At 62.3% G+C, this 22,054-nt stretch carries 16 protein-coding genes and 1 pseudogene; 8 read left to right on the top strand and 9 right to left on the bottom strand.

Annotated elements, in window-relative coordinates:
- The first annotated feature begins 37 nt into the window (after positions 1-37).
- From sppA to ACP0KA_RS10400, 8 genes and pseudogenes are all read left to right on the top strand, one after another.
- Complete coding sequence (gene sppA / locus ACP0KA_RS10435) at positions 38-1,018, top strand: signal peptide peptidase SppA (protein WP_424628722.1); 981 nt, start codon at positions 38-40, stop codon at positions 1,016-1,018.
- A gap of 155 nt (positions 1,019-1,173) precedes the next feature.
- Positions 1,174-1,497, top strand: a pseudogene (locus ACP0KA_RS10430) (integration host factor subunit beta); the annotation flags it as partial.
- A gap of 97 nt (positions 1,498-1,594) precedes the next feature.
- Positions 1,595-1,990 carry a LapA family protein gene (locus ACP0KA_RS10425; RefSeq protein ID WP_424628721.1) on the top strand — a complete coding sequence of 132 codons (396 nt, stop codon included), beginning with the start codon at positions 1,595-1,597 and terminating at the stop codon, positions 1,988-1,990.
- Between the two features lie 66 nt (positions 1,991-2,056).
- Positions 2,057-2,737: a phosphoribosylanthranilate isomerase gene (locus ACP0KA_RS10420; RefSeq protein WP_424628720.1), complete on the top strand. Its 681-nt coding sequence runs from the start codon at positions 2,057-2,059 to the stop codon at positions 2,735-2,737.
- Positions 2,734-3,951 (top strand): tryptophan synthase subunit beta, encoded by a 1,218-nt coding sequence (gene trpB / locus ACP0KA_RS10415; RefSeq protein ID WP_424628719.1) that lies wholly within the window; start codon positions 2,734-2,736, stop codon positions 3,949-3,951. Before ACP0KA_RS10420 ends, trpB begins: the two co-directional genes overlap by 4 nt.
- Entirely contained in the window at positions 3,948-4,784 is an 837-nt protein-coding gene (trpA, locus tag ACP0KA_RS10410; RefSeq protein WP_424628718.1) for a tryptophan synthase subunit alpha, read from the top strand. Before trpB ends, trpA begins: the two co-directional genes overlap by 4 nt.
- 65 nt (positions 4,785-4,849) lie before the next feature.
- Entirely contained in the window at positions 4,850-5,761 is a 912-nt protein-coding gene (gene accD / locus ACP0KA_RS10405; RefSeq protein ID WP_424628717.1) for an acetyl-CoA carboxylase, carboxyltransferase subunit beta, read from the top strand.
- 95 nt (positions 5,762-5,856) lie between these two features.
- Positions 5,857-7,101 (top strand): bifunctional folylpolyglutamate synthase/dihydrofolate synthase, encoded by a 1,245-nt coding sequence (locus ACP0KA_RS10400; RefSeq protein ID WP_424631553.1) that lies wholly within the window; start codon positions 5,857-5,859, stop codon positions 7,099-7,101.
- A 72-nt stretch (positions 7,102-7,173) separates the two neighbouring features.
- Here the strand turns inward: ACP0KA_RS10400 and trxA are convergent, their stop codons facing one another.
- The 9 genes from trxA to coaBC all read right to left on the bottom strand — a co-directional run bounded on the left by trxA (position 7,174) and on the right by coaBC (position 22,020).
- Positions 7,174-7,494 carry a thioredoxin gene (gene trxA, locus ACP0KA_RS10395; RefSeq protein WP_424628716.1) on the bottom strand — a complete coding sequence of 107 codons (321 nt, stop codon included), beginning with the start codon at positions 7,492-7,494 and terminating at the stop codon, positions 7,174-7,176.
- 208 nt (positions 7,495-7,702) lie between these two features.
- Positions 7,703-11,203, bottom strand: coding sequence for a double-strand break repair helicase AddA (gene addA, locus ACP0KA_RS10390; RefSeq protein ID WP_424628715.1), 3,501 nt, complete (start codon positions 11,201-11,203; stop codon positions 7,703-7,705).
- Positions 11,200-14,370, bottom strand: a complete 3,171-nt coding sequence (gene addB, locus ACP0KA_RS10385) for a double-strand break repair protein AddB (RefSeq protein WP_424628714.1) — start codon at positions 14,368-14,370, stop codon at positions 11,200-11,202. Before addB ends, addA begins: the two co-directional genes overlap by 4 nt.
- Before the next feature lie 69 nt (positions 14,371-14,439).
- Positions 14,440-15,162, bottom strand: coding sequence for a nucleotidyltransferase family protein (locus ACP0KA_RS10380; RefSeq protein WP_424628713.1), 723 nt, complete (start codon positions 15,160-15,162; stop codon positions 14,440-14,442).
- 169 nt (positions 15,163-15,331) lie between these two features.
- Positions 15,332-15,649 carry a PilZ domain-containing protein gene (locus ACP0KA_RS10375; protein WP_424628712.1) on the bottom strand — a complete coding sequence of 106 codons (318 nt, stop codon included), beginning with the start codon at positions 15,647-15,649 and terminating at the stop codon, positions 15,332-15,334.
- A gap of 147 nt (positions 15,650-15,796) precedes the next feature.
- The gene (gene tsaE, locus ACP0KA_RS10370; protein WP_424628711.1) at positions 15,797-17,320 is read right to left on the bottom strand and encodes a tRNA (adenosine(37)-N6)-threonylcarbamoyltransferase complex ATPase subunit type 1 TsaE; all 1,524 of its coding nucleotides are present in this window, start codon (positions 17,318-17,320) and stop codon (positions 15,797-15,799) included.
- A complete protein-coding gene (locus tag ACP0KA_RS10365; protein WP_424628710.1) occupies positions 17,317-19,833 on the bottom strand; it encodes a PAS-domain containing protein in 2,517 nt (838 codons plus the stop codon). Before ACP0KA_RS10365 ends, tsaE begins: the two co-directional genes overlap by 4 nt.
- A 151-nt stretch (positions 19,834-19,984) precedes the next feature.
- Positions 19,985-20,443 carry a dUTP diphosphatase gene (gene dut, locus ACP0KA_RS10360; RefSeq protein ID WP_424628709.1) on the bottom strand — a complete coding sequence of 153 codons (459 nt, stop codon included), beginning with the start codon at positions 20,441-20,443 and terminating at the stop codon, positions 19,985-19,987.
- A 167-nt stretch (positions 20,444-20,610) separates the two neighbouring features.
- A complete protein-coding gene (coaBC, locus tag ACP0KA_RS10355) occupies positions 20,611-22,020 on the bottom strand; it encodes a bifunctional phosphopantothenoylcysteine decarboxylase/phosphopantothenate--cysteine ligase CoaBC (protein WP_424628708.1) in 1,410 nt (469 codons plus the stop codon).
- Between the last annotated feature and the right edge of the window lie 34 nt (positions 22,021-22,054).

Below are 22,054 nucleotides of genomic sequence, written 5' to 3'. Positions count from 1 at the left end.
AAGCCTTTCACATCATTCGACGGTTCAGGAGAAAACCATGTCGCTGGATTCCGATGCGATCGTCGATCGCCGCCGCATTCGTCGCAAGCTGACGTTCTGGCGCTTCATTGCCGCGCTGGGGATTATCGCTGCCGTCATCGCGGTGGCGGTACTCGGCACACCTGCCGGACGCAGCGCGGTCGGCGGCTCGAGCTCGATCGCGCGGGTCAAGATCGACGGCCTGATCCGCAGCGATCAGGAGCGGGTCGAGGCGCTTGAACGTCTGGAGAGGTCGTCGGCCGCTGCCGTCATTGTCCATATCAATTCGCCCGGCGGCACCACTGCAGGCTCGGAACAACTCTACGACGCGCTGACGCGCCTGAAGGCGAAGAAGCCGCTCGTCGTCGTGGTCGAAGGTTTGTGCGCATCCGGCGGCTATATCGCCGCGCTCGCGTCCGACCAGATCATTGCGCAGCAGAGCTCGCTGGTCGGCTCAATCGGCGTCCTGTTTCAATATCCGAATTTCTCGGAACTGATGAAGACCGTGGGCGTGAAGGTCGAAGAGGTGAAATCGTCGCCCTTGAAAGCGGCGCCCAACGGCTATGAACCAACCAGTCCGGAGGCACGAGCGGCGCTCGATGCGCTGGTGAAGGACTCCTACGCGTGGTTTCGCGACCTGGTGAAGACGCGCCGCAGCATGGACGACACAACGCTGCAGACCGTATCCGATGGCCGAGTCTTCACGGGCCGCCAGGCCGTGTCCCTGAAGCTGATCGATCAACTCGGCGATGAGAAGACCGCTGTTGCCTGGCTTGTGGCGCAGAAGAAAATCTCTTCCGAGCTTCCTGTAAGGGATTTCAAGCTGACGCCGCGCTTCGGCGATATGACTTTCCTGCGCGCTGCAGCGTCTTTTGCACTGGATACGGTCGGTCTGAGCAGCATCGCGCGGCAGCTTGAACAATCCGGTGTGGTGCGTGCCGTCGATCGCTTTGGTCTCGATGGCATGCTGGCGCTGTGGCACCCCAACGCATCGAATTGATTGTCATGAATCTGGTTTCAGCCATTGCTTGCCGCAGCGCGGTGGTGAGGCCAAGCGCGAAATTTTGTCCTTGTCATGTAGTTTAGCGGCCATTTGCCTTGAATTAGCGACTTGACAGTTCGCGGCTTTTTCAAGGAAATGGTTACCCGCACGCACGGATCCAACAGTCGATGATCAAATCCGAACTCGTTCAGCGCATCTCCGAGCACAACCCGCATCTCTATCAGCGGGATGTCGAGAACATCGTGAATGCCATTCTCGACGAAATCGTTGCCGCTCTTGCGCGTGGTGATCGTGTGGAGCTGCGTGGCTTCGGCGCGTTTTCAGTGAAGCATCGCCCCGCCCGCGCTGGCCGCAATCCACGCACCGGTGCGCATGTGCCGGTCGAGGAAAAGAGCGTGCCGTTCTTCAAGACCGGCAAGGAAATGCGTGAGCGGCTCAACCGCGATGACACGGGCGAAGCTGGAGCTTCTGCCTGATTTAGCCTGTATTTGCGGGTATTCCTGAGTACGATCGATCATATCGCTGTCCCTGCGTTGACAGGGATCAAGACCCGCTGTCGTCGTGAGGACTCGCATGCTCCGCAAGATCGTCAATGCCTTGGTGATACTGCCGCTCGCGATCATCTTCGTGGTGTTCGCGGTGGCGAACCGTCAATTGGTCACATTGTCGTTTGATCCATTTGCTTCAAACGATCCGGCGCTGGGTGTGACGTTGCCGCTGTTCATCGTCATTATCGCTGCCGCCATTTTCGGCGTCATTGCGGGAGGCATCGCGACCTGGTTCGGCCAGCACCGGTGGCGGAAGGCGGCGAAACTGCACGAAGCGGAAGCCCGCCACGCCCGAGCTCAGCTGGCGGATCTGCGCGAGCGGATGCAGGCGGCATCGGGCGGCGATCGGCAGGTTCCAGCGATCGGCTCCGCCTCACAATACGGGTCTGTCGGGCGAGACAAGTACGGCGCGACGTTGTAGAACCCGCTTCGATTGCCGGTCCTATCCTTAATCTGCGGCCAATGGCCCAACCCTCGTCCCGAAACCATGTCACTTGTGGTGAAAATCTGCGGTCTGTCCCAGCGCGACACCCTTGAGGTGGCGCTGGATGCTGGCGCAGACATGGTGGGCTTTGTGTTCTTCGAGGCATCGCCACGCCATGTCGGTCTCGGCGCCGCGCGCGAGCTTGGCCGGCAGGTCAATGGTCGCGCCGTCAAAGTGGCGCTCACGGTCGATGCGGATGACGCGACACTGGAGAATATTATCGAGGCACTGCGACCGGGGCTGCTACAGCTTCACGGCAGCGAGAGCGTGGCGCGGGTGCGGGACATCAAGCAGAAATTCGGATTGCCCGTGATGAAGGCTATTCCAGTGGGCACTGCTGCCGATCTTGCCGGGCTCCCTGGATATGCAGCCGTATCTGACCGCATTCTGTTCGATGCGCGCGCGCCGAAAGACGCCACGCGCCCTGGCGGACTTGGAGTGCCGTTCGATTGGCATCTCCTGGAAAACGTCAAGCTGGACGTACCGGTCATGGTGTCGGGCGGATTGACCATCGGCAATGTCGCGGAAGCTCTCAGCATCACCCACGCCGGTGGCGTCGATATTTCCTCGGGCGTCGAAAGCGCGCCGGGGGTCAAAGACCCCGACATGATCCGCAGTTTTATCCGTGCCGCACGCGAGGCGGAAACCATGTCTGCAAACCTGAAAGTCGCGAGTCGCGTATGAGCCTGCCTCTTCCCAACTCCTTCCGCTCCGGTCCCGATGAGCGCGGCCATTTTGGAATTTTCGGCGGACGCTACGTCGCCGAAACATTGATGCCGCTGATCCTCGATCTGGAAAAAGCCTACGCCGACGCCAAGGCTGATCCCGCGTTTCAGCGCGAGATGAACGGCTACCTCAAGGACTATGTCGGCCGCCCGTCGCCGCTGTATTTTGCCGAACGGCTCACTGAGCATCTCGGTGGTGCAAAGATCTATCTGAAGCGTGAAGAGCTCAATCACACCGGCTCACACAAGGTGAACAACGTGCTCGGCCAGATCATGGTCGCGCGGCGCATGGGCAAGAAGCGCATCATCGCGGAAACCGGTGCCGGTCAGCATGGCGTTGCCACCGCGACGCTTTGTGCGCGGTTTGGGCTTGAATGCATTGTCTACATGGGCGCGGTCGACGTCGCACGGCAGGCGCCGAACGTGTTTCGCATGGAGATGCTGGGCGCCAAGGTGGTGCCGGTGCAGTCGGGCACGCGCACGCTGAAGGACGCGATGAACGAGGCGCTGCGCGACTGGGTCACCAACGTGCACAACACGTTCTATTGCATCGGCACGGTCGCCGGTCCGCATCCTTATCCCATGATGGTGCGCGATTTTCAGTCGATCATCGGTCATGAAGCGCGCGCGCAGATCCAGGAGATCGAAGGCCGTTTGCCGGATTCGCTGATTGCCTGCGTCGGCGGCGGCTCCAATGCGATGGGCTTGTTTCATCCGTTCCTCGACGATCCGGGCGTTGAGATTTATGGCGTTGAGGCGGCCGGACACGGCCTCACAAATCTGCACGCGGCCTCGATCGCGGGTGGTCGCCCGGGCGTCCTCCATGGCAACCGCACCTATCTGCTGATGGACGATGACGGCCAGATCCAGGACGCGCATTCGATCTCGGCAGGCCTCGATTATCCGGGCATCGGTCCCGAGCACTCTTGGCTGCACGAGACCGGCCGCGTCACCTATCTCTCGGCAACCGACGACGAAGCGCTCGATTCCTTCATGCTGCTGTCACGGCTGGAGGGAATCCCGCCCGCGCTGGAATCCGCACATGCCATCGCCAAGGCGGTGGAGCTCGCACCGAAGCGGCCGAAAGATCACCTGATGGTCGTCAACCTGTCCGGCCGCGGCGACAAGGACATTCCGCAGATCACGGAAATCCTGAAAGGCAAGAACAAGTGACCACGCGCATCGACACACGTTTTGCCGAGCTGAAAAAGCAGGGCCGCTCCGCTTTCGTCACCTTTGTGATGTGCGGTGATCCCGATCTTGCAACGTCCCTTGCCATCATCAAGGCGCTGCCGAAGGCGGGCGCGGACATCATTGAAATCGGCATGCCGTTCACCGATCCGATGGCGGATGGTCCCGCGATTCAGGCCGCGGGCCTTCGCGCGCTCAAGGCCGGCACGACATTGAAGAAGACCCTCGATGTGGTGCGCGAATTCCGCAGCGAGGATGCCACGACGCCGATCGTGCTGATGGGGTACTACAATCCGATTTACATTTACGGCGTCGATAAATTTCTGGCCGATGCGAAGACCGCCGGTGTCGACGGCTTGATCATCGTCGACCTGCCGCCGGAAGAAGACACCGAGCTGTGCTTGCCGGCGATGAAGGCGGGATTGAATTTCATTCGTCTCGCGACGCCGACGACCGACGACAAGCGCCTCCCGGCGGTGCTCGCCAACACATCGGGCTTCGTCTACTACGTCTCGATCACCGGCATTACCGGCGCCGCCGCTGCGGACACGGCGCAAGTCACGAGCGCTGTCGCCCGCATCAAGCGTCACACGGATTTGCCTGTGTGCGTCGGGTTCGGCATCCGCACCCCGGAGGCGGCACGCGGCATTGCGCAGGCCGCCGACGGAGCTGTGGTGGGCTCCGCACTGATCGATGCGTTGAAGGCGACGCTCGACACCGAGGGCCGTGCTACGGCCAAGACCGTGGCCGCGGTTGCCGATCTCACCGCCGCACTTGCCCAGGGCGTGCGCGGGGCAAAGCAGGCCGCGGAATAGTTTTGGTCCCCTTGTGGGGGAGGGCGCCAGACCGCACATAAGCGGGGCGCGCATGGAGTTTAGATATGAACTGGTTGACCAACGTCGTCCGGCCGAAAATCCGCAGCATTCTGAAGCGGGAAACGCCGGAAAACCTCTGGATCAAATGTCCGGATTCCGGACAGCTGGTGTTCTACAAGGATGTCGAGCAGAACCAGTTCGTCATTCCCGGTTCGAACTATCACATGCGCATGGGCGCTGTGGCGCGGCTCAAGTCGATCTTCGACAATGAGACATGGTTCGACGTGGCGCTGCCGGAGGTGGTGGCTGACCCGCTCAAATTTCGCGACGAACGCAAGTATGTCGACCGCATCAAGGATGCGCGCACCAAGACCGGCCTCAACGACGCGGTGAAAGTCGGCTACGGCAAGCTCGAAGGCAATCCTGTCGTTGTTGCGGTTCAGGACTTCGACTTCATGGGTGGCTCGCTCGGCATGGCAGCCGGTGAAGCCGTGGTCAAAGGCCTCGAACTCGCAGTCGAGAAGAAGTCGCCCTTCATCATTTTCGCAGCCTCAGGCGGCGCGCGTATGCAGGAAGGCATCCTGTCGCTGATGCAGATGCCGCGCACCACGGTGGCGATTCAGATGCTGCGCGAAATTCAGCAGCCCTACATCGTCGTGCTGACAAATCCGACCACGGGCGGCGTCACGGCTTCGTATGCGATGCTCGGTGACGTGCAGATCGCGGAGCCGGGTGCACTGATCGGTTTTGCCGGCGCGCGCGTGATCGAACAGACGATCCGCGAAAAGCTGCCCGAGGGATTCCAGCGCGCGGAATATCTCAAGGAGCACGGCATGGTGGACATGGTGGTGCACCGTCACGACCTGCGTGCCACGCTGGCGCGGCTCTGCCGTCTGTTGACCAAGACTCCTGCGGTCGAGGGCTTTGCAACGGCGGCGCCGCCCGTTGATCTGCCCGCGGCAGCGTCCCCCGCGTGAGCTCGTCGCCCGCTCCATCGCCGCCGTCCTACGACGACATTCTGGCGCGTCTCGCTTCATTGCATCCCAAGCGTATCGATCTGACGCTTGATCGCATGTGGCGCATTCTTGATCGCCTCGATCATCCCGAAAAAAGAATTCCGCCGGTCATCCAGGTGGCCGGTACCAACGGCAAGGGATCGACCGTCGCATTCCTGCGCGCCATTCTGGAAGCGGCGGGCTTGCGGGTCCATGTTTACACGTCGCCGCATCTGGTGCGCTTCAACGAACGCTTCCGTCTCGGGAAGGTCGGCGGTGGCGTTCTTGTCACCGACGATGAGCTGCGTGCAGCCCTGGATCATTGCGAGCGCGTCAACGACGGCGAACCGATTACACTTTTCGAGATTGAGACCGCGGCGGCGTTCCATCTGTTCGCCGAACATCCTGCGGATGTCACATTGCTGGAGGTCGGCCTCGGCGGTCGTCTCGACGCGACCAACGTGATCGAGCAGCCACTGGCCAGCGTGATCACGCCGATCAGCATGGACCATCTCGAATTTCTTGGTGATACGCTGGGAAAAATTGCCGCCGAGAAAGCGGGAATCATCAAACGAGGCGTGCCGGTGGTGTGCGCGGAGCAGGCCCCGGAAGCTGCCGACGTGATCGAGCAGACTGCAAAGCGTGCCCGCGCCGCGCTTCATGCCGCGACCCAGCAGTGGCATGTCACGGTCGAGCGTGGGCGGCTGGTTTATCAGGACGAGCGGGGACTCCTCGATCTCGTTCCGCCGCGGCTGTTCGGGCGGCATCAGTTCGACAATGCGGGGCTGGCAATCGCGACGCTGCGGGCGATCGACGCCTTCAAGATTGATCCGGCCTCCTTTGAGCAGGGCATTGCCCGCGCGGAGTGGCCCGCGCGCATGCAACGCCTTGCCACCGGTGCGCTGGTGAATGCCGCTCCGCCGGATGCGGAAATCTGGCTCGACGGCGGCCACAATCCTGATGGCGGACGGGTGGTGGCGGATGCGCTGGGCGATCTGGAAGAACGCGTTCCGCGTCCGCTGGTCGTGATCGCGGGCATGATGGGCAACAAGGACGCGCAGGGCTTCCTGGCGAATTTTGCCGGTCTCACCCGCCATATCATCGCGGTGAGAATTCCCGGCGAGGAGAACGCGATGGCGCTCGACACGCTCGCGGATGCTGCGCGCCAGATTGGAATGCGTGTCGAAACCGCCGCCAGTGTCGAAGCAGCGCTGGGGGCGATCGCGAAACTTGCCTATGAAGTGCCGCCCCGCATTCTCATCACCGGTTCGCTCTATCTTGCCGGTCACGTTCTGCGCGAGAACGGCACATTACCGCAGTAAGCTTGCTGCGCGCGCAAAACGAAACGGCCGGCTGATCGCCGGCCGTTTCTCAAACCTTAAATCAAACGACGATCAGACCGCGCCGCTGATCCACTGCTGAAGCTTCTGCTTCGGCGCTGCGCCGACCTGCCGCGACGCCATTTCGCCGCCCTTGAAGATCATCAGGGTGGGAATCGACATCACGCCGTACTTCGACGCCGTCTTCGGGCTCTCGTCGACATTGAGTTTGACGATCTTGACCTTGTCGCCCATTGCACCGGCGATCTCGTCAAGCGCAGGCGCAATCATGCGGCAAGGACCGCACCACTCCGCCCAGAAATCGACGACGACCGGGCCGTCCGCCTTGAGAACTTCCGTATCGAAATCGGCGTCCGAAACCTTGCCCACACTCATGTGATTTGCCTCGTTGGATGAAGAAGCGCGCCTTTGAAGAATCGCGCGCCGTAAAACGTAAATTCAACCTATGAACGCGCCCTTGCGGGGTCAAGGCTGGGTGATCGGGATGGCTTCCATGCAAATGCATGCATCCTCCGACCGGAACGCAGGCCAGTTCAATGGCTTAAGCCGAGCAGGGGCTTGGGTTAGGTCGAATAAGCCCCTACTAGATCAGCGATTGCAGCTCTGCATCCAGCGCGGCCGGCGGAATTTCCATCATCTGGGCCGTTTCCGTCCACAGCAATGCACAGCGGATCGATCGGGCCGGATACAGGTTTCTCAGCACGCGCCGGTAGAGGGCCATCTGCCGGATGTAAGCCTGCGGCGCGTCGGTGACGGCACCTGGGGGGCTGTGGTTGGTCTTGTAGTCGACGATCAAGACCTCGGCCTCGGTCACCACCAGGCGGTCGACCTGGCCGGAGACCAGCGCGGGCGGCCGGCCGCGACGTTCGATGCGCCCGGCAATGGACACTTCGGCCCGGCTGCCCGCAGCAAACAGCGGCGCGAAGACCGGGCTCTCGATCAACAGCATCACCTGTTGGGCCAGCGCGTCCCGTTCCGCGCCGTCAAACCAGTCTTTCGCGTTCCGCTCCAGGAAGGCCCCCGCAGCCTCCGCGCGCCGCTCTGGCGCGACATCCGGCAATGACTGGAGCAGGCGGTGGGTGAAAGTTCCGCGCTTCAACGCCCGTTCGCGGGCCCGCCGTGTTTCCTCGGTGACGACTGCATGGGCGTCGCTGTCGGCGGCATCGGACGGACGCAGCAACACGTCTGCGGCGGCTTCCGGTGGCGCTGGATCGCTCAGCCACGCAGGCAAGGGTTCAGGTGCCGGACTGTCCTGTACGGCAACCACGCCCGCCGGCGGCTCGACGTCTTCAAGGCGCGAGTAACGCTGAACCGGCCCCGAGGCGGTCTGGATTTCCTGATGCTGTAGGTCGGATGCCAAGAGGCCTTTCGTGATCAGGTCATACCAGGAGAGTTCGCGCACGGCGTTGCGGTTCCCCGGCAGCACGCCGCCGACGATCAGGCGATCGGCAGCGCGGGTCATGGCGACGTAAAGCAGGCGGCGATATTCGTCCTCGGTGTCGTCCTTCATCGCGGCACGGGCCACCGCCACAGCCGGAGGATCGTCGGCCTTCCGTCCCGCCCAGAGCACAACGCCGGGCGCGTCGGGGGCGGCATTGCCTTGCGGCATGCGGATGAGGTTCATCCGCTGGGTGTCCGCGGGGGACGTCGTGGTGTCGACAAGGAACACGACTGACGCCTCGAGCCCCTTGGAGCCGTGAACGGTCATGACGCGGACTTCGTCGCGCGCGATTTCCATGTCGCGTTTGACTTCGGTGTCGGCGGCCCGCAGCCACGCCATGAAGCCCTGCAGTGAGGCCGGGGCTTTCTGCTCGTAGGTGAGAGCCAGTTCGAGAAACTCGTCCAGCGCGTCGTTGGCTTCCGGCCCCAGCCGCTCCAGAATCCGTCCGCGGCCTTTGTCACCGCCGAGCAACCACGCGTAGAATGTGAACGGCGTCTCGTTCGCAAATCGCTTTTCACAGATTTCAAGACGGCTCAGAGCGAGTCGAAGCTTATCGCTATGGCCTGCGTGTTCCGCCAACGCATCACGCAAGGAGCCTTTGCGGTCCGGCGCGATCGTGAGCAAGTCGTCGTCGTCGAGGCCGAACAGGGGACTCTTCAATGCGACCGCGAGCGCCAGATCGTCGCTCGGCAACAGCAACGCATCGGCCAGATTCATCAGATCGATGACCGCGATGTGCTCGGTCAGTTTCAGCCGGTCGGCGCCGGCCACGGGAATGCCGGCATGCTTCAGGGCCTGGATGATCGAATCGAAGGCCTTTCCGCGCCGCCGCACCAGGATGAGCACGTCGCCATAGCGCAGCGGCCGGCGCCTATGCGTGGAGCCGGTCATGGTGGTGACGTCAATCAGTGATCGGATCTCGCCTTGAACCCGCCGGGCCAATCTCACTTCCGGGCTGGTTTCTGATACCGCATCGAAAGGCGCGTCCCAGCCTTCGATGGCCTCTCGCGTGTCAGGCTCTTCAAGTTGCCAGAGATCGACCAGCGCAGGGGCCGCGTCACCCAGCGCATCATGCACGGGGTAGGCGTTCTCCACCGCATGAATGCTTTTGTAGATGCCGGGCTCGCGAAACACGTAGTCGACGGACTTCAGGATGGTCCAGCCGGATCGGAACGAATGCTTGAACGACACCGGCTCAAACGCGAGGCCAGCCGCCTTGAAGCGCCGTTCGATGTCACGACGGCGGGAAGCAAACTCGCGTGGATCGGCGCCCTGGAACGAGAAGATCGATTGCTTTTCGTCGCCGACCGCAAAGATCGTGCGTACGACTCCGTCACGCGCGCCGGCCCCTGATGTGAACTCCGACGTCAGCCGCTCGATGATGTCCCACTGTTGCGGGCTGGTGTCCTGCGCCTCGTCGATCAGGACATGATCAATGCCGCGATCGAGCTTGAAATGCACCCAGCCGGCGGACACGCTGTTGAGAAGGTCGTAGGTCTTGTCGATCAGGTCGTGATAGTCGAGCAGGCCGCGCTCCTGCTTCTCCCGGCGGTAGTTCGCGGCAACGGCGCTGGCGATCACGAGCAAGGCGTGGGTCCGATCGCGCTGAATCACCGCGCGGCGCTTCGGCTCCAGTTGCAGGATGCGGGTCTGCTCGGCGTCTAGCCGCGTCGCCAACGACGCGTGCAGCTTGCCGAGCGGTTTCGTCATCAGCGTTTTGCGAGGACCGGTGACGCCTTTGGACTCGGTGAGAAACACATCGAGATAGGCATCAACCTGCGCGCTACCGGTCAATTCGCTGGCGGTCCGGAGCCGGATCGCCTGGCTGACATCAGTCGAGCTTCCGCCATCAAAAGCAGAGGCGACCGCTTGCCACTCACTGCGCGGCAGATGTGGGCCATCCACGATGTCACGTTCGACATCGTCGATGCGCTCGTTGACATCGACGCCAAGCGCGAGCGCGACTTGCGCCATGGCCGTCTCGACGGTGCCGGCGCTGTCGGACCACGCCATGAAATGATCGCGGCTGAGACATGCCTCGCGCACGACGTCCTTGAATGTCACGTCAGCCGCCGTTGACATCGCGATTTGAAGTGCGCGACCGGCCGCGCTGTCCGGATTGGCGGAGGCCTCCAGCAACACCGCCAGATTGGCCCGTTCCATCATGTCGTTCTGGTCACGATCATCCAGCACCGAGAACCGCGCAGGTACGTTGGCCTCGAATGGAAATTGCTGCAGCAGCCGCGTGCACAACGCGTGGATGGTCTGCACTTTCAGTCCGCCGGGCGTTTCCAGCGCGCAGGCGAACAGTCGGCGCGCGCGCAGGCGCATGGCCGGACCTGGTCTTGGCGCGCCGGTTGACACGATCGCAGCATCCAGCTCTGCATCCGACAGCGTGACCCAGTGCCCCAAGGTCGTGAACACGCGCTGCGCCATATTGGCTGCGGCTGCCTTGGTGAACGTGATGCAGAGGATCTTCTCCGGCGGCACGTCGTTGAGTAGCAGACGGATGACGCGGTTCACCAGGACGTGGGTTTTACCGGAGCCGGCATTGGCCGCGACAAAGGCTGACGCTTCCGGATTCGAAGCGCGGGTCTGGGCGTCGCGCACGGCATCGGGAATATTCAGGCGGGGTGAACTCATTCGTCGCCTCCGCCGAGGCCGCTGGCGGACCACTCTTTGATGCGCGCGAGATCGTCGTAGGCGCCGTACCGGTTCGACCACATCGACAGGCTGAGTGAGCGATAGGGCTGCTCGGCGTCCTCAAATTTTCGAATGAGCGTCGCCAGCTTGCGCAGCGCTTCGTCCGCCGCGTCATCGGGCAATTGTGGTTCGTCGCTTTTGTTGATCTTCAGTTCGAGAATCCTTGGCTCACCCGGTGGATTGTTGCCGCTGAGCCTGACATAGACGAGTTCACTCACCGACGAGTCGGCGGGAATATTTTCAAAGCCGCCGTTGCGCAGAATGGCTGCTTCGAGGGTCAATTGCGGCGACAAGCCCATGCGCACCTGCTTGCCGGTCGGTGGCTGTCCCGTCTTGTAGTCGAGCACCGCGTAGGTGCGATCGGTGCGGCGTTCGATGCGGTCGGCCCGTGCGGACAGCATGAATGTGCGCCCATTATTGAGACGAATTGGAATCTCGCCGCGAATTTCCGCTTCGATGCCGACGACGTTCAGCCGGCGCTCGGCTTCCCATCCGGCGAACCACGATGCGATGCGCAGGAAACGCGGCCACCATAACGCGCGCGCCTCAGGCCGTTCCATCAAGGGCTCGAAGTAGACTGCACCAATCTTGCGCAAGGTCGCGGCGGTGTCGTCCGGCAAGGCGTCCGCGAATCGCTTGGTGAATTCGCCCAACGCCTCGTGGATCGCCGAACCGCGATCAGCGGCCGTGAGCGGCATGTCCACCGGATCGAGCGGAATGAGTTTCAAGATACGCTTGGCGTAGATCGTGTACGGGTCGCGCAGCCAGTCCTCGATTTCGGTGACGGACATCTTGGTTGGACGCAGTGCGACTGCGGGCTTCGGCTCCGGTTGGGCGATGGGTTCGATGCGCTGCGGCCGGTCGAGTTCGTCTGCATAGCGTGCGTAGGTCGCGCCGTTTTTCGTCGCGGCCTTCCAGCGGTCTTCGCCCATCACGGCTTCGAGCCGATGCAGGAAGCGCGAGGCCACCGCCGGTGCGCCGCCGACTTTTGCCGCGTGCGACAGGATGACTTCCTTCGCACCCAGCAACTGCGAGAAGTCGTGTGCCGTCAGACCGATCCGGCGTTCGGGCAAGTTGAGGCCGAGCTGATGCCGCATCGGGCGGCTGAGCCACGGATCAATGCGCGGCTGGGGCGGCCACACGCCTTCCACCAGTCCACCGAGGATGATGCGGTCGCATTCGGTCAGACGGGCTTCGAGCAGGCCGTAAATGCGCAACTGCGTGGCAGGCGATTGCGGCCAGCGCACGATCTGCTCGCCGAACGCAGTCTGGAACACCTCCGGATAGTCACGCAGTTGAACCATGAGGCCGCTGGCCGGTACGGCATCGCCCTCGGCGGGAGCAGCAAGCAATTCGTCGAAGGCGCGCAACAGGCCGGCGCCATCGGCTTCTTCGAAGGCCCATATCTTGTCTTTGTCGTCGCGAGATAGCGCCATCAGCATCTGGCGGTGGCGCGCCGCGAGGTCGGAGAAGTCACACGGCTTGCCGTTCTTGATCTCTTCAAGCGGCCTGAAGGCGTCCGACAGGCGTTCGATCAGCATTTGCACGGCGGTGAGGCGAAGATCGCTCAGCTGCGCCCGCGGCTCGGACGCATGAAGCGTGGAGGCTTCCTTGCGCCGCAGCTTTCCAAGCTCATCGCGGAAGCGCGCGAAGTCCCGTACCAGGCCGGCACTGCCCGGCGCAGGCCGTGTTCCACGCAGCAGTGCCAGCTCAAGATCGGCAACGGCTGCAGTCCAGGCATCCTGTGGGGACCCAAGGCGAAACAGTGGGTGTTTCAGCAGCGCGAGCAATGGAGCCGGCGTCAGCCCCTCGGAGATTGTTTGCGCGGCGAGCCGGGCAAAGATTCCCGCAGACGTATCCATGAGGGAATCGCCGCCCGAATCGTCGAATTCGAGATTCCAGCGCGCGAGAGCTGCCATCACGCGTCGCGCCAGCGTGCGATCCGGTGTCACCAGCGCTGCGGTGATGTGCTGATGGCGTGCTTCGCGCATCGCCACCGCGATGGAAAGGGCCTCCATTTCGGGATTGGCTGCTTCGATGACGACGAGACCTTTTGATCCACGCGCGATTTCCTGTGCGATCATTTTGTCTTCAAGCCGCGTGTGCCACAGCGCGCTCGATGCAGCCGGCCGCATGGCTTCCGATGTCAGAACCTCGCGGCCATACGGGGCGGGCGAGCCCAGGGCCACGACATCATCGCGGGCGATCCCGAACACGCGCGTGATCAAGTTGTGCAGGGCGAATTGAGGGTGACTCCACGCGAGTGTGGAGAATGTTCCGTCAGCCGCTTCAATGCCGCCGATGGAAGACCAAGCGGCCTCATCGAGGCTGGTATCAAGACCGGGCAAAATGACAGCGCCCTGCGGCAGCTTCGCAATCGCATGAAGGAATTTCGCGGTGGCAGGCATTGAGCCGGTGGAGCCGGCCGCGATCACCGGCCCCTTGGGATTCGCAGCCAATCGCGCCGCTTCCGCCGCAATCAGCCGATCGCGCCGGACGGCTGGTTCGATTTTGCCGTGAGCGCTGAGGATGACCGGCCACGTGTCCTTGGCGATGTTCAGAAACTGCAGCGTCAGCTGCCAGTATTTGTCGAGTTCGTCCGGCACCAGCCCGTCAAGCGCTGTCCATGGAACGTCACGCGTCGCCATGTCGTCCATCAGCCGCGCCAGATCGCCGGCGAGCGCCAGCATCGAGGCGGGACCGCCGGCCACAAGCGGCGCTGAAGCAGGATCGTGCGGCGACAATCGCGTGGCCCAGGCGGTGACGAGATTGGCCAGCACGAGACGGCGCTCAAGCCCATCGAGCGCGGGCGGAATATCGAGCGTCGCGGATCCGCCCATCTCATCGGCTGCGAAGGCGAGCTCATCCTCGTCCACCGCGCCCAGCGCAACGATGCGTGGCAACAGCACCGCGTCGGTATTCAGAACATCGAGGAAGAGTTCACGCGCCATGCGGCCCGCGCGTCGTGTCGGGAGATACAGCGTGACATCCGCGAGCCGGTCGGGATTGCTGCGCGCGTCGAATCCATCAACGAGCCTGCCGTCGACAAGAGCTGAGATAACTGTGCGGAGAAAGGGTGCCGATGACGGCACGTTGAAAACGCGCATAAACGTCCCGATTCGTGTTCAGGACATCATGGCATGCCCTGACCAGCGGAGGGAGTGGTGCGGGATCTGTCAGGCGACGCTGGCGAGAAGGGCTTCTTCCGCGGCTTCGACGGCGTCCGGCGTGCCGACATGCATCCAGAGGCCATCCATCCGCAGTCCGTACAGGCGTTCCCGCTCATTGGCCTCATCGAAGATTTTGGTCAGCGAGAATTCGCCCTGAGGCGCGGTTGCGAAAATGGCGGGCGACATGATGGCGACGCCGGCATAGACGAACGGCACCACCTGATGCTCCTTGCGTTTGCGCAGGGTTCCATCGGTCAGCATGGCGTAATCGCCAGATCCCGTGTAGCCGATGCTCTGCGCGGTCGGCGCCATCAGCAGCAGGATGTCCATCCGCGCGGGGTCGAACGCCTCGGCGAGGAGCAGCAAGTTCGGGTGCACGCCGTCGATCCACATGGTGTCGGCATTCAAGTGATAAAACGGCTCGTTGCCCAGCAGCGGCAGCGCCTTCACCACGCCACCCCCGGTGCCGAGCACCACATCGCGTTCGTCCGAGATGATCACCTGCGGCCGGGTGCGTTGGGCGACATGCTGCACGATCTGGTCGGGCAGGTAATGCACGTTGACCACAGCCTTGCTGACCCCTGCCTCGGCGAGGCGGTCGAGCACATGATCGAGCAAGGGCTTCCCGCCGACCGACACCAGCGGCTTTGGCATCTTTTCGGTCAGCGGTCGCATCCGCAGACCGAGGCCGGCGGCGAGGATCATGGCGGTGGTTGGTTTGGTGGGCATTGTTGGGTGCGTCTCGGAGGCGGCTGCCGCAGCAGCCGTTAAGGTACTTCGGGAACCGGTAAAAAGTCGATGACACCATCCGCATTACGGAAGCACATCGCTCCACTCAGGCAGTAATCGCATAATGTGACAGCGGTGCGACTCGCGCCAGACGCCCAACCCGTCGGTATCAGACTTCCACGACCTGTGAGTTCGGACGCCGTGCCGCTTTCTTTTTGTCGGATGGCTTAAGGAAACTGACGCCGAGCTGTCCACCGTTCACCCAGGACAGCTCGCAGCGACGATAGGCGAGCCCGGTCGACGACAGGAGCAGGAAAAATTCCTTGAGATTCAGGCCTTCGACGGAGCCGTCGACCGTGAGCTTGGCGCCGGTTTCGGAAACATCCTCCACCAGGCAGTTGCGGCGCCAGGTGCCGTCAATGCCCATCAAGGACGCCGCGAAACCTCGCTCGAACACTACGCGGTCGCCTCGTTGCCGTTCAGCCATCGGTCGCTACTCCGTTCAGTCCTTCACCGATCGCGCCGTGCAGCATCGGATGCGCACAGACGCAGATAGTCAGGATCAACCTAGCGACGAGCTGGCTAATAAGCGGTAAATCCAAACCTTCAAACCGTCTAAACCGTCAGGATTTCGTCACGAACCCGGCGGCGGGACGTGCGCCGTGCACCAGTCGCGGTACGCCGCCAGACTCGGATGTGCGAGTGCGCGATTGAGGTAGGTCCAGACCCTCGGCTGATGCCTCAAGTACTGCGGCTTGTTGTCGCGCCGGTTCAGGCGCGCGAAAGTGCCGAGCAGCCGTGTATTCCGCTGGGCCGACATGATCGCGTATTCTTCCGCAAAAGCGGCCGGATTGAAGTCCGGATCGGCGGTGCGACGCTTGCGCGCGTAATGCGCCAGCATCGGAATTTCGATGTCTTCCGGGACATCGATCCGCGCGTCCTGAAGCAACGAGACCAGATCATAGGCCGGCGGGCCGAGCACGGCATCCTGAAAATCAAGAATGCCGACGCGGCTGGTGTCTCTGCGCTGCCCAAGCCAGATCAGGTTGGGGGAATGGAAGTCGCGCAGCATCCATGTCTTGCGTGCCATGGCGAGCTTGTCGAACAGGTCATTCCACAATCGAACGAAATCAGTTCGCATCTCATCGGTCACCGCCACGCTTTTATCTGGAAGATACCATTCCAGCATCAGGCCGACTTCGATCAGCATCGCGTTGTTGTCGAAGGGCGGCACGCGATAGTCGAAATGCGGCGCAAGCGATAGCGTCTCCGGCAGCGGATTGCGGTGCAACGCCGCCAGCATGTCGACGGCAGCCTGATAGCGCTCGGCGATCGGCGTGGGCGGATCGCCCGCGACAAAACTGGCGCGGCCGAAATCCTCGGTGATCAAAAATCCTTCGTCGATGTCCGCGTGCAGAATGGCAGGTGAGGAATAGCCGCGTTCGCGCAATCCATTGGCGATGGCGACAAACGGCTTGACGTCTTCCGCAAGATGAACCGCCGCGCTGTAGGATTTGCCATCATAGATCGGCGCGCCGTCCGCGCGCCGCGGTGAATTCATCAGGATGGTTGACTGGTTGCCCTTGAACAGCCGCGCGTAGGATCGCGTCGACGCATCGCCGGGCATGCGCTGCCGCCTCGCGTCTTCATTGCCCGAAAGGTTCAGCAAATTGAGCAATGCAGCGAGGCGCCGGACTTTCGTTTCCCCATCGCCATAACCGCGAAACTCAGCGGCCCGTGCGTGCGTGCCGAGCATGGGTCGATGACTGAAAGTGATGTCGATGCGATTGTCGGGCAACAGATCCGGGGCGCGTTCGGGCCATTCAATCAATGCCACGACGCCTTCCGGCAGGGGCGACAGTCCAATCTCTTCGAGCTCGCTGGGATCAGCAACGCGGTAAAGATCCGCGTGGAGAATTTGAAAGGCTGGAAGATCGTAGGTCTGTGCCAGCGTGAATGTGGGGCTCGGCACCTCGAGGTCTTCATCGCCGGCGACGTAGCGGATCAGGGCGCGGGCCGCGGCTGTCTTTCCCGCCCCGAGATCGCCCGACAGGGTCACCGTATCGCCGGCGCTGAGCAGCAGCGCCAGATCCTCCATCAGGTGCGCGGTCGCGGTTTCATTCGCCAGCGCAACGGAGAATGTCGAGTCCTCGGTCATTCAGCGGCGTTACGGTGCGCGGTTTGATCGATCGGGAATTCGCAGGTCACGGTCGTGCCTTTGCCGACGATGGAATCAACATGCACCCCGCCGCCGTGTAGCTCGACAAAGGAGCGAACAAGCGACAAGCCCAACCCTGCGCCGCGATGGCGTGAGCCGTTGGCATGACTTTCGAACCAGTCGAAGACCTTGTCCTTGACGCCTTCTGGAATGCCGGGGCCGGAATCCGAAACCGAGAACACCACGCTGCTGTTGGTCGTGCGGGCGCGCAATTTGATGGCGCTATTTGCGGGCGAGAAGCCGACCGCGTTGGCAAGCAGATTGTACAGCACCTGAACAATGCGGCGTTCATCGGCAATGAAGTTGTGAATGGCCGGATCGATGTCGACATCAAGGCGGATGTGTTCGGTGGCCAAGCGATCCTGAATGCCGGCGGTGGCTTCGGTCACGGTCTTCTTCACATCGACCGGGCCGAGATTGAGCGACATCGCGCCGGCATCGATGGTCGCCAGATCAAGAATGTTGTTGATGATGGCGAGCAACGCATTGGTCGAAGACGTGATGTAGCTGAGATATTCGCTCTGCTTGAAGGTCAGCGGGCCGGTGGTCGGATCACTCAGGAAGTGGGCAAAACCGATGATCGTGGTCAGCGGCGAGCGCAGTTCGTACGACACGTGATGAACGAAATCGATCTTCATCTGATCGGCGGTTTCCAGCGCTTCGTTGCGTTCGCGCAGGGCGCGTTCGACATTCACCGTGTCGGTGACATCCTGGAATGTGAGCATGGTCGCGCCGTCGGGCAGCGGCATGGTCATGCAATCCAGCACGCTGCCGTCCTTGCGTTCGATCTTGAGCGGCACCGAGTTGCGATTGTCGATGCCGGTGATCGCGGCCCGCAGCGTTTGCCAGGTGGCCTCATCGTCGAATAGCGGACGGCACCACTGTTCGATGGTTTCGATGTGCGGCTGCTGAGCGAGCGCGTCAGGCGATAGTTTCCACATCCGCGCAAATGGCGGGTTGAACAGCTGCGCGCGGCCATTGCTGCCGAACACCGCCACCGCCTCGGCAAGATTGTCCAGCGTTTCGCGCTGGACGCGCATCAGGCCGTCGTTCTGCCGCGCCAGCTTCAGGCTTTCAGTAACGTCGTCGAACAGGTAAGTGACGCCACCCTCGGGATTGGGCGTGGTGACGACGCTGAGCGCACGGCCGTCTGGAAGATACCATGTGTCCTTGGCCGGCTCGATCGCGCGGTAGGCCTCGAACAGCTTGTTTTTCCAGGCGCGGAAATCGGCCTGCTCGGGAATTTTGCGCGCCACGCGCAGCCTGTCGAGCACGCTCGAGTCATCGGGATTGTTGTCGAGGAACGTGCGATCGAGATCCCAGAGCCGGCGATACGAATCGTTGTAGAACGTCAGCCGTCGCTGCGCGTCAAAGACGGCAACGCCGGATGACAATTGATCGAGCATGCGGCGATGCGCTTCGGCCATCTGGTGCAGCGCGGCACGAAGCTGCGCGGCTTCGGTGGCATCGATGGCGATCCCAGCCTGCCCGCCCGGAATATTGAGCGCCTGAATGTCGAAGATACGGCGCTGGCCGCCAGTGACGATGGGAACGCGTGCGCCAAATCCGTTTTTCTCGGCCAGTGTCCGCGCCATGATCTCGCGATCTTCACTGTCGAGAAGTTCGAGATTGCGATCGATCACGTCGGCAACGGAGGTTGCGTCCGCCGCCTGGGCGTAGGCCGCGTTGGCGTAGCTCAATGTCCCATTGCTGCGTCTTGCCCATAGCGGGAACGGCGCCGCGCCTGCAAAGGCGCGAAGCGCCCCGGTCTCTTCCTGCAGGTGATTGAACCGGATGCCCAGCTCGGCGAGCTCCATGCGGACGCCCGACAATTCGCGAATCCGGACAATGGCCTGACCGCCGATGGCGCGACCCATCGCCTCGATGGTGCGGCCCGTCACGGTGATGAGATTGAGTTGGAAGCTTTCGCCGGTCTCACGCAGCGCATCGACGGCATGATCCATCTCAAGCGCTTGCTCCGGCGGCAGCCAACTTCCAAATGCCAGAACGCGTTGCGGCTGCTCGAAGCCCTGCGGCAGCACAAGTGCGACGTCGCCGCTGATGTCGGGGCGGTCGTCACCTGCCGCCCAGGAGATCAGAATCTGGGGTTCAGCGAACAGGAGCGCGCGGAACCGATCCGCTTCCAGTTGCAGCGCTTGATTGTCGGACCGCAGTTTGGTTTCGATGCGCGCGGCGCGAATGCGTGTCCGCATCAGCAGGATGGCCGCGACCACGGAGAAGCCGAGCACGGCCGTGGCGGTGATAAGCGCGGCCAGCTCTTGACGGTTGATGTCCGTGAAAATGGAAAGCGTGTTGTGGAGAAGGGTGTGGTCAGCCGCGAGCGCCGGCGTTGCACCGGGCAATATCGAAGCGCTCAAGGCAGCGAGGCCCCCGCGCACAATCGAGGTGCACGACAGCAAGCTCCGCCGCATCCTCCCGACCACGCCTGACATGATCAATCCCAACCGCCGCTCACGAATCGAACGACAATACCCCCGACAGGAGTCGTCGGGTAAGAGTCCAGACCGTGAACGTGAATCTCACTGCAAAATAATGACTTCTGCAGGCGATTGTTGCGCTGATTCGCGGCAATGACGCGATGAGTCATTGCCCCGTTGAGCCAAATCCGCCGCTACCACGAGCAGTGGACGACAATGACTCGACACCTACCAGATTTGCCTGTGTCACCGGCGCGACGATCATCTGGGCGATCCGCTCACCGCGCCGGATCGTAAACGCCGCGTCGCCATGATTGATCAAAAGCACACCAACTTCGCCGCGGTAGTCCGCGTCGATGGTGCCGGGCGCATTGAGCACGGTCACGCCATGCTTGAAAGCGAGACCGGAGCGAGGCCGCACCTGGGCTTCGAATCCGGGAGGAACCGCGATCATCAATCCAGTTGGAATCAGGGCGCGCTGCCCTGGCGCCAGAATCACCGGAACGTTTTCGGCGACTGCGGCGAGCAGATCCAGTCCGGCCGCATGCGCGGTTTGATAGGCCGGCAATTCGAGACCTTCGGCATGAGGCAGTCGTTGAACATCGACGGTGATGGCAGTTGTCATGCAGGTTCTTGTCCTAGTGTGGTGGTTCAGAAGTTCGCTTTATTTCCTCGGCGAGTCCTTTAAGCGAACTTCTGAACCTGAACCACACTCAAATCATAGGTCGCTGGTGTCCTTTTGAATCCGAAGTTCGCTACGAGGTGCGCTGCACTATCAGGTGAACTTCGGATTCAGGACACTAGAGTCTCGGCGATCCTTGCGACCAGTGCGATGGCGACTTCATCTTTCGTCATCACCGGCCACGAATCGATTTTGTCGTGGGTGACGATATGCACGGTATTGCGATCGCCGCCCATGACGCCGGTAGAGGGCGAGACGTCATTGGCGACAATCCAGTCGCTGCCCTTGCGCGTCAGCTTTGCCATGGCGTTGTCGATCAGATGCTCGGTTTCGGCGGCAAAGCCGACAACGAGTGTCGGGCGATTCTGTTTGAGCTTAGAAATCGTGGCGAGAATGTCGGGGTTCTCGACCAGCTGCAGCGGCGGCATGCCTGCTGAGGTCTTCTTGATTTTCTGCTCGCCGGCATTTGCAACCCGCCAGTCCGCAACCGCTGCAGCGAAAATAGCGACGTTTACCGGCAAGGCCTGTTCGACCTGCACCAGCATATCGCGCGCGGATTCGACGCGCACAACACGCACGCCGGTTGGGTCGTCGAGATCGACCGGACCGGAAACGAGGGTGACCTCGGCGCCGGCGTCGGCAGCAGCGGCCGCGATGGCGTAACCTTGTTTGCCGGAGGAGCGGTTGGCGATGTAGCGCACCGGATCAATCGGCTCGTGAGTCGGTCCTGCGGTCACCAGCACCTTGAGACCTGCGAGCGGCTGCGGGCGTGGCGGTCGCAGCATCTCGTTCGCAGCAATAGCGATCTCGGTGGGCTCGGACATGCGGCCGACGCCGGCCTCGTTGGCCTCGGCCATTTCTCCCGAATTCGGGCCGATGAATGTCACGCCATCGCGGGCCAATTGCGCCACGTTGCGTTTGGTTGCGGCGTTCGCCCACATCAACGGATTCATCGCAGGCGCGACCAGGATCGGACGATTGGTGGCGAGCAGAATGGCGGTGGCGAGGTCGTCGGCGTGACCCTGCACCATCTTTGCCATCAGATCCGCGGTGGCTGGGGCAACGACAATCAAATCGGTATCGCGAGCGAGCCGGATATGCCCGGCATCGAACTCGCTCTGGGCGTCGAACAGGTCCGTGTAGCAGCGCTCGTCAGCGAGCGCGCCGGCGGTCAGCGGGGTCACGAATTGCTGGGCCGCGCGCGTCATCACACAGCGGACGTGGATGCCGCGCTCTTTCAGGCGCCGGATCAGGTCGAGCGCCTTGTAGGCGGCGATACCGCCGCCGATGATCAGCGTCACCCGCGGAAGGGCCGATTTCGTCCCCTGGCGGCGGTTGTTTGGTGAGGGCGATGTACTTGCAGGAGGGCTTGTGGGGGGCGCCGAGGCCGCCGGCGCTTCCGTGGCCTCGCGGAGGATCATCCGGACCTCGTCTTCGACCGAGCGGCCATTTTGGGCTGCACGCAGCCGCAAGCTGGCTTTAAGGGCTTCATCAAGTTTTCGGACGGTCAGGCTGGCCATCGGCATTTTCCCCTGCGCTCTGCACGGGACTATA

Origin of the sequence: Bradyrhizobium sp. SYSU BS000235, assembly GCF_049747295.1 — a bacterium.
GTDB lineage: Bacteria > Pseudomonadota > Alphaproteobacteria > Rhizobiales > Xanthobacteraceae > Afipia.
Note: the sequence above shows the minus strand (reverse complement) of the source record. Positions and strands in the feature narration are given on the sequence as shown.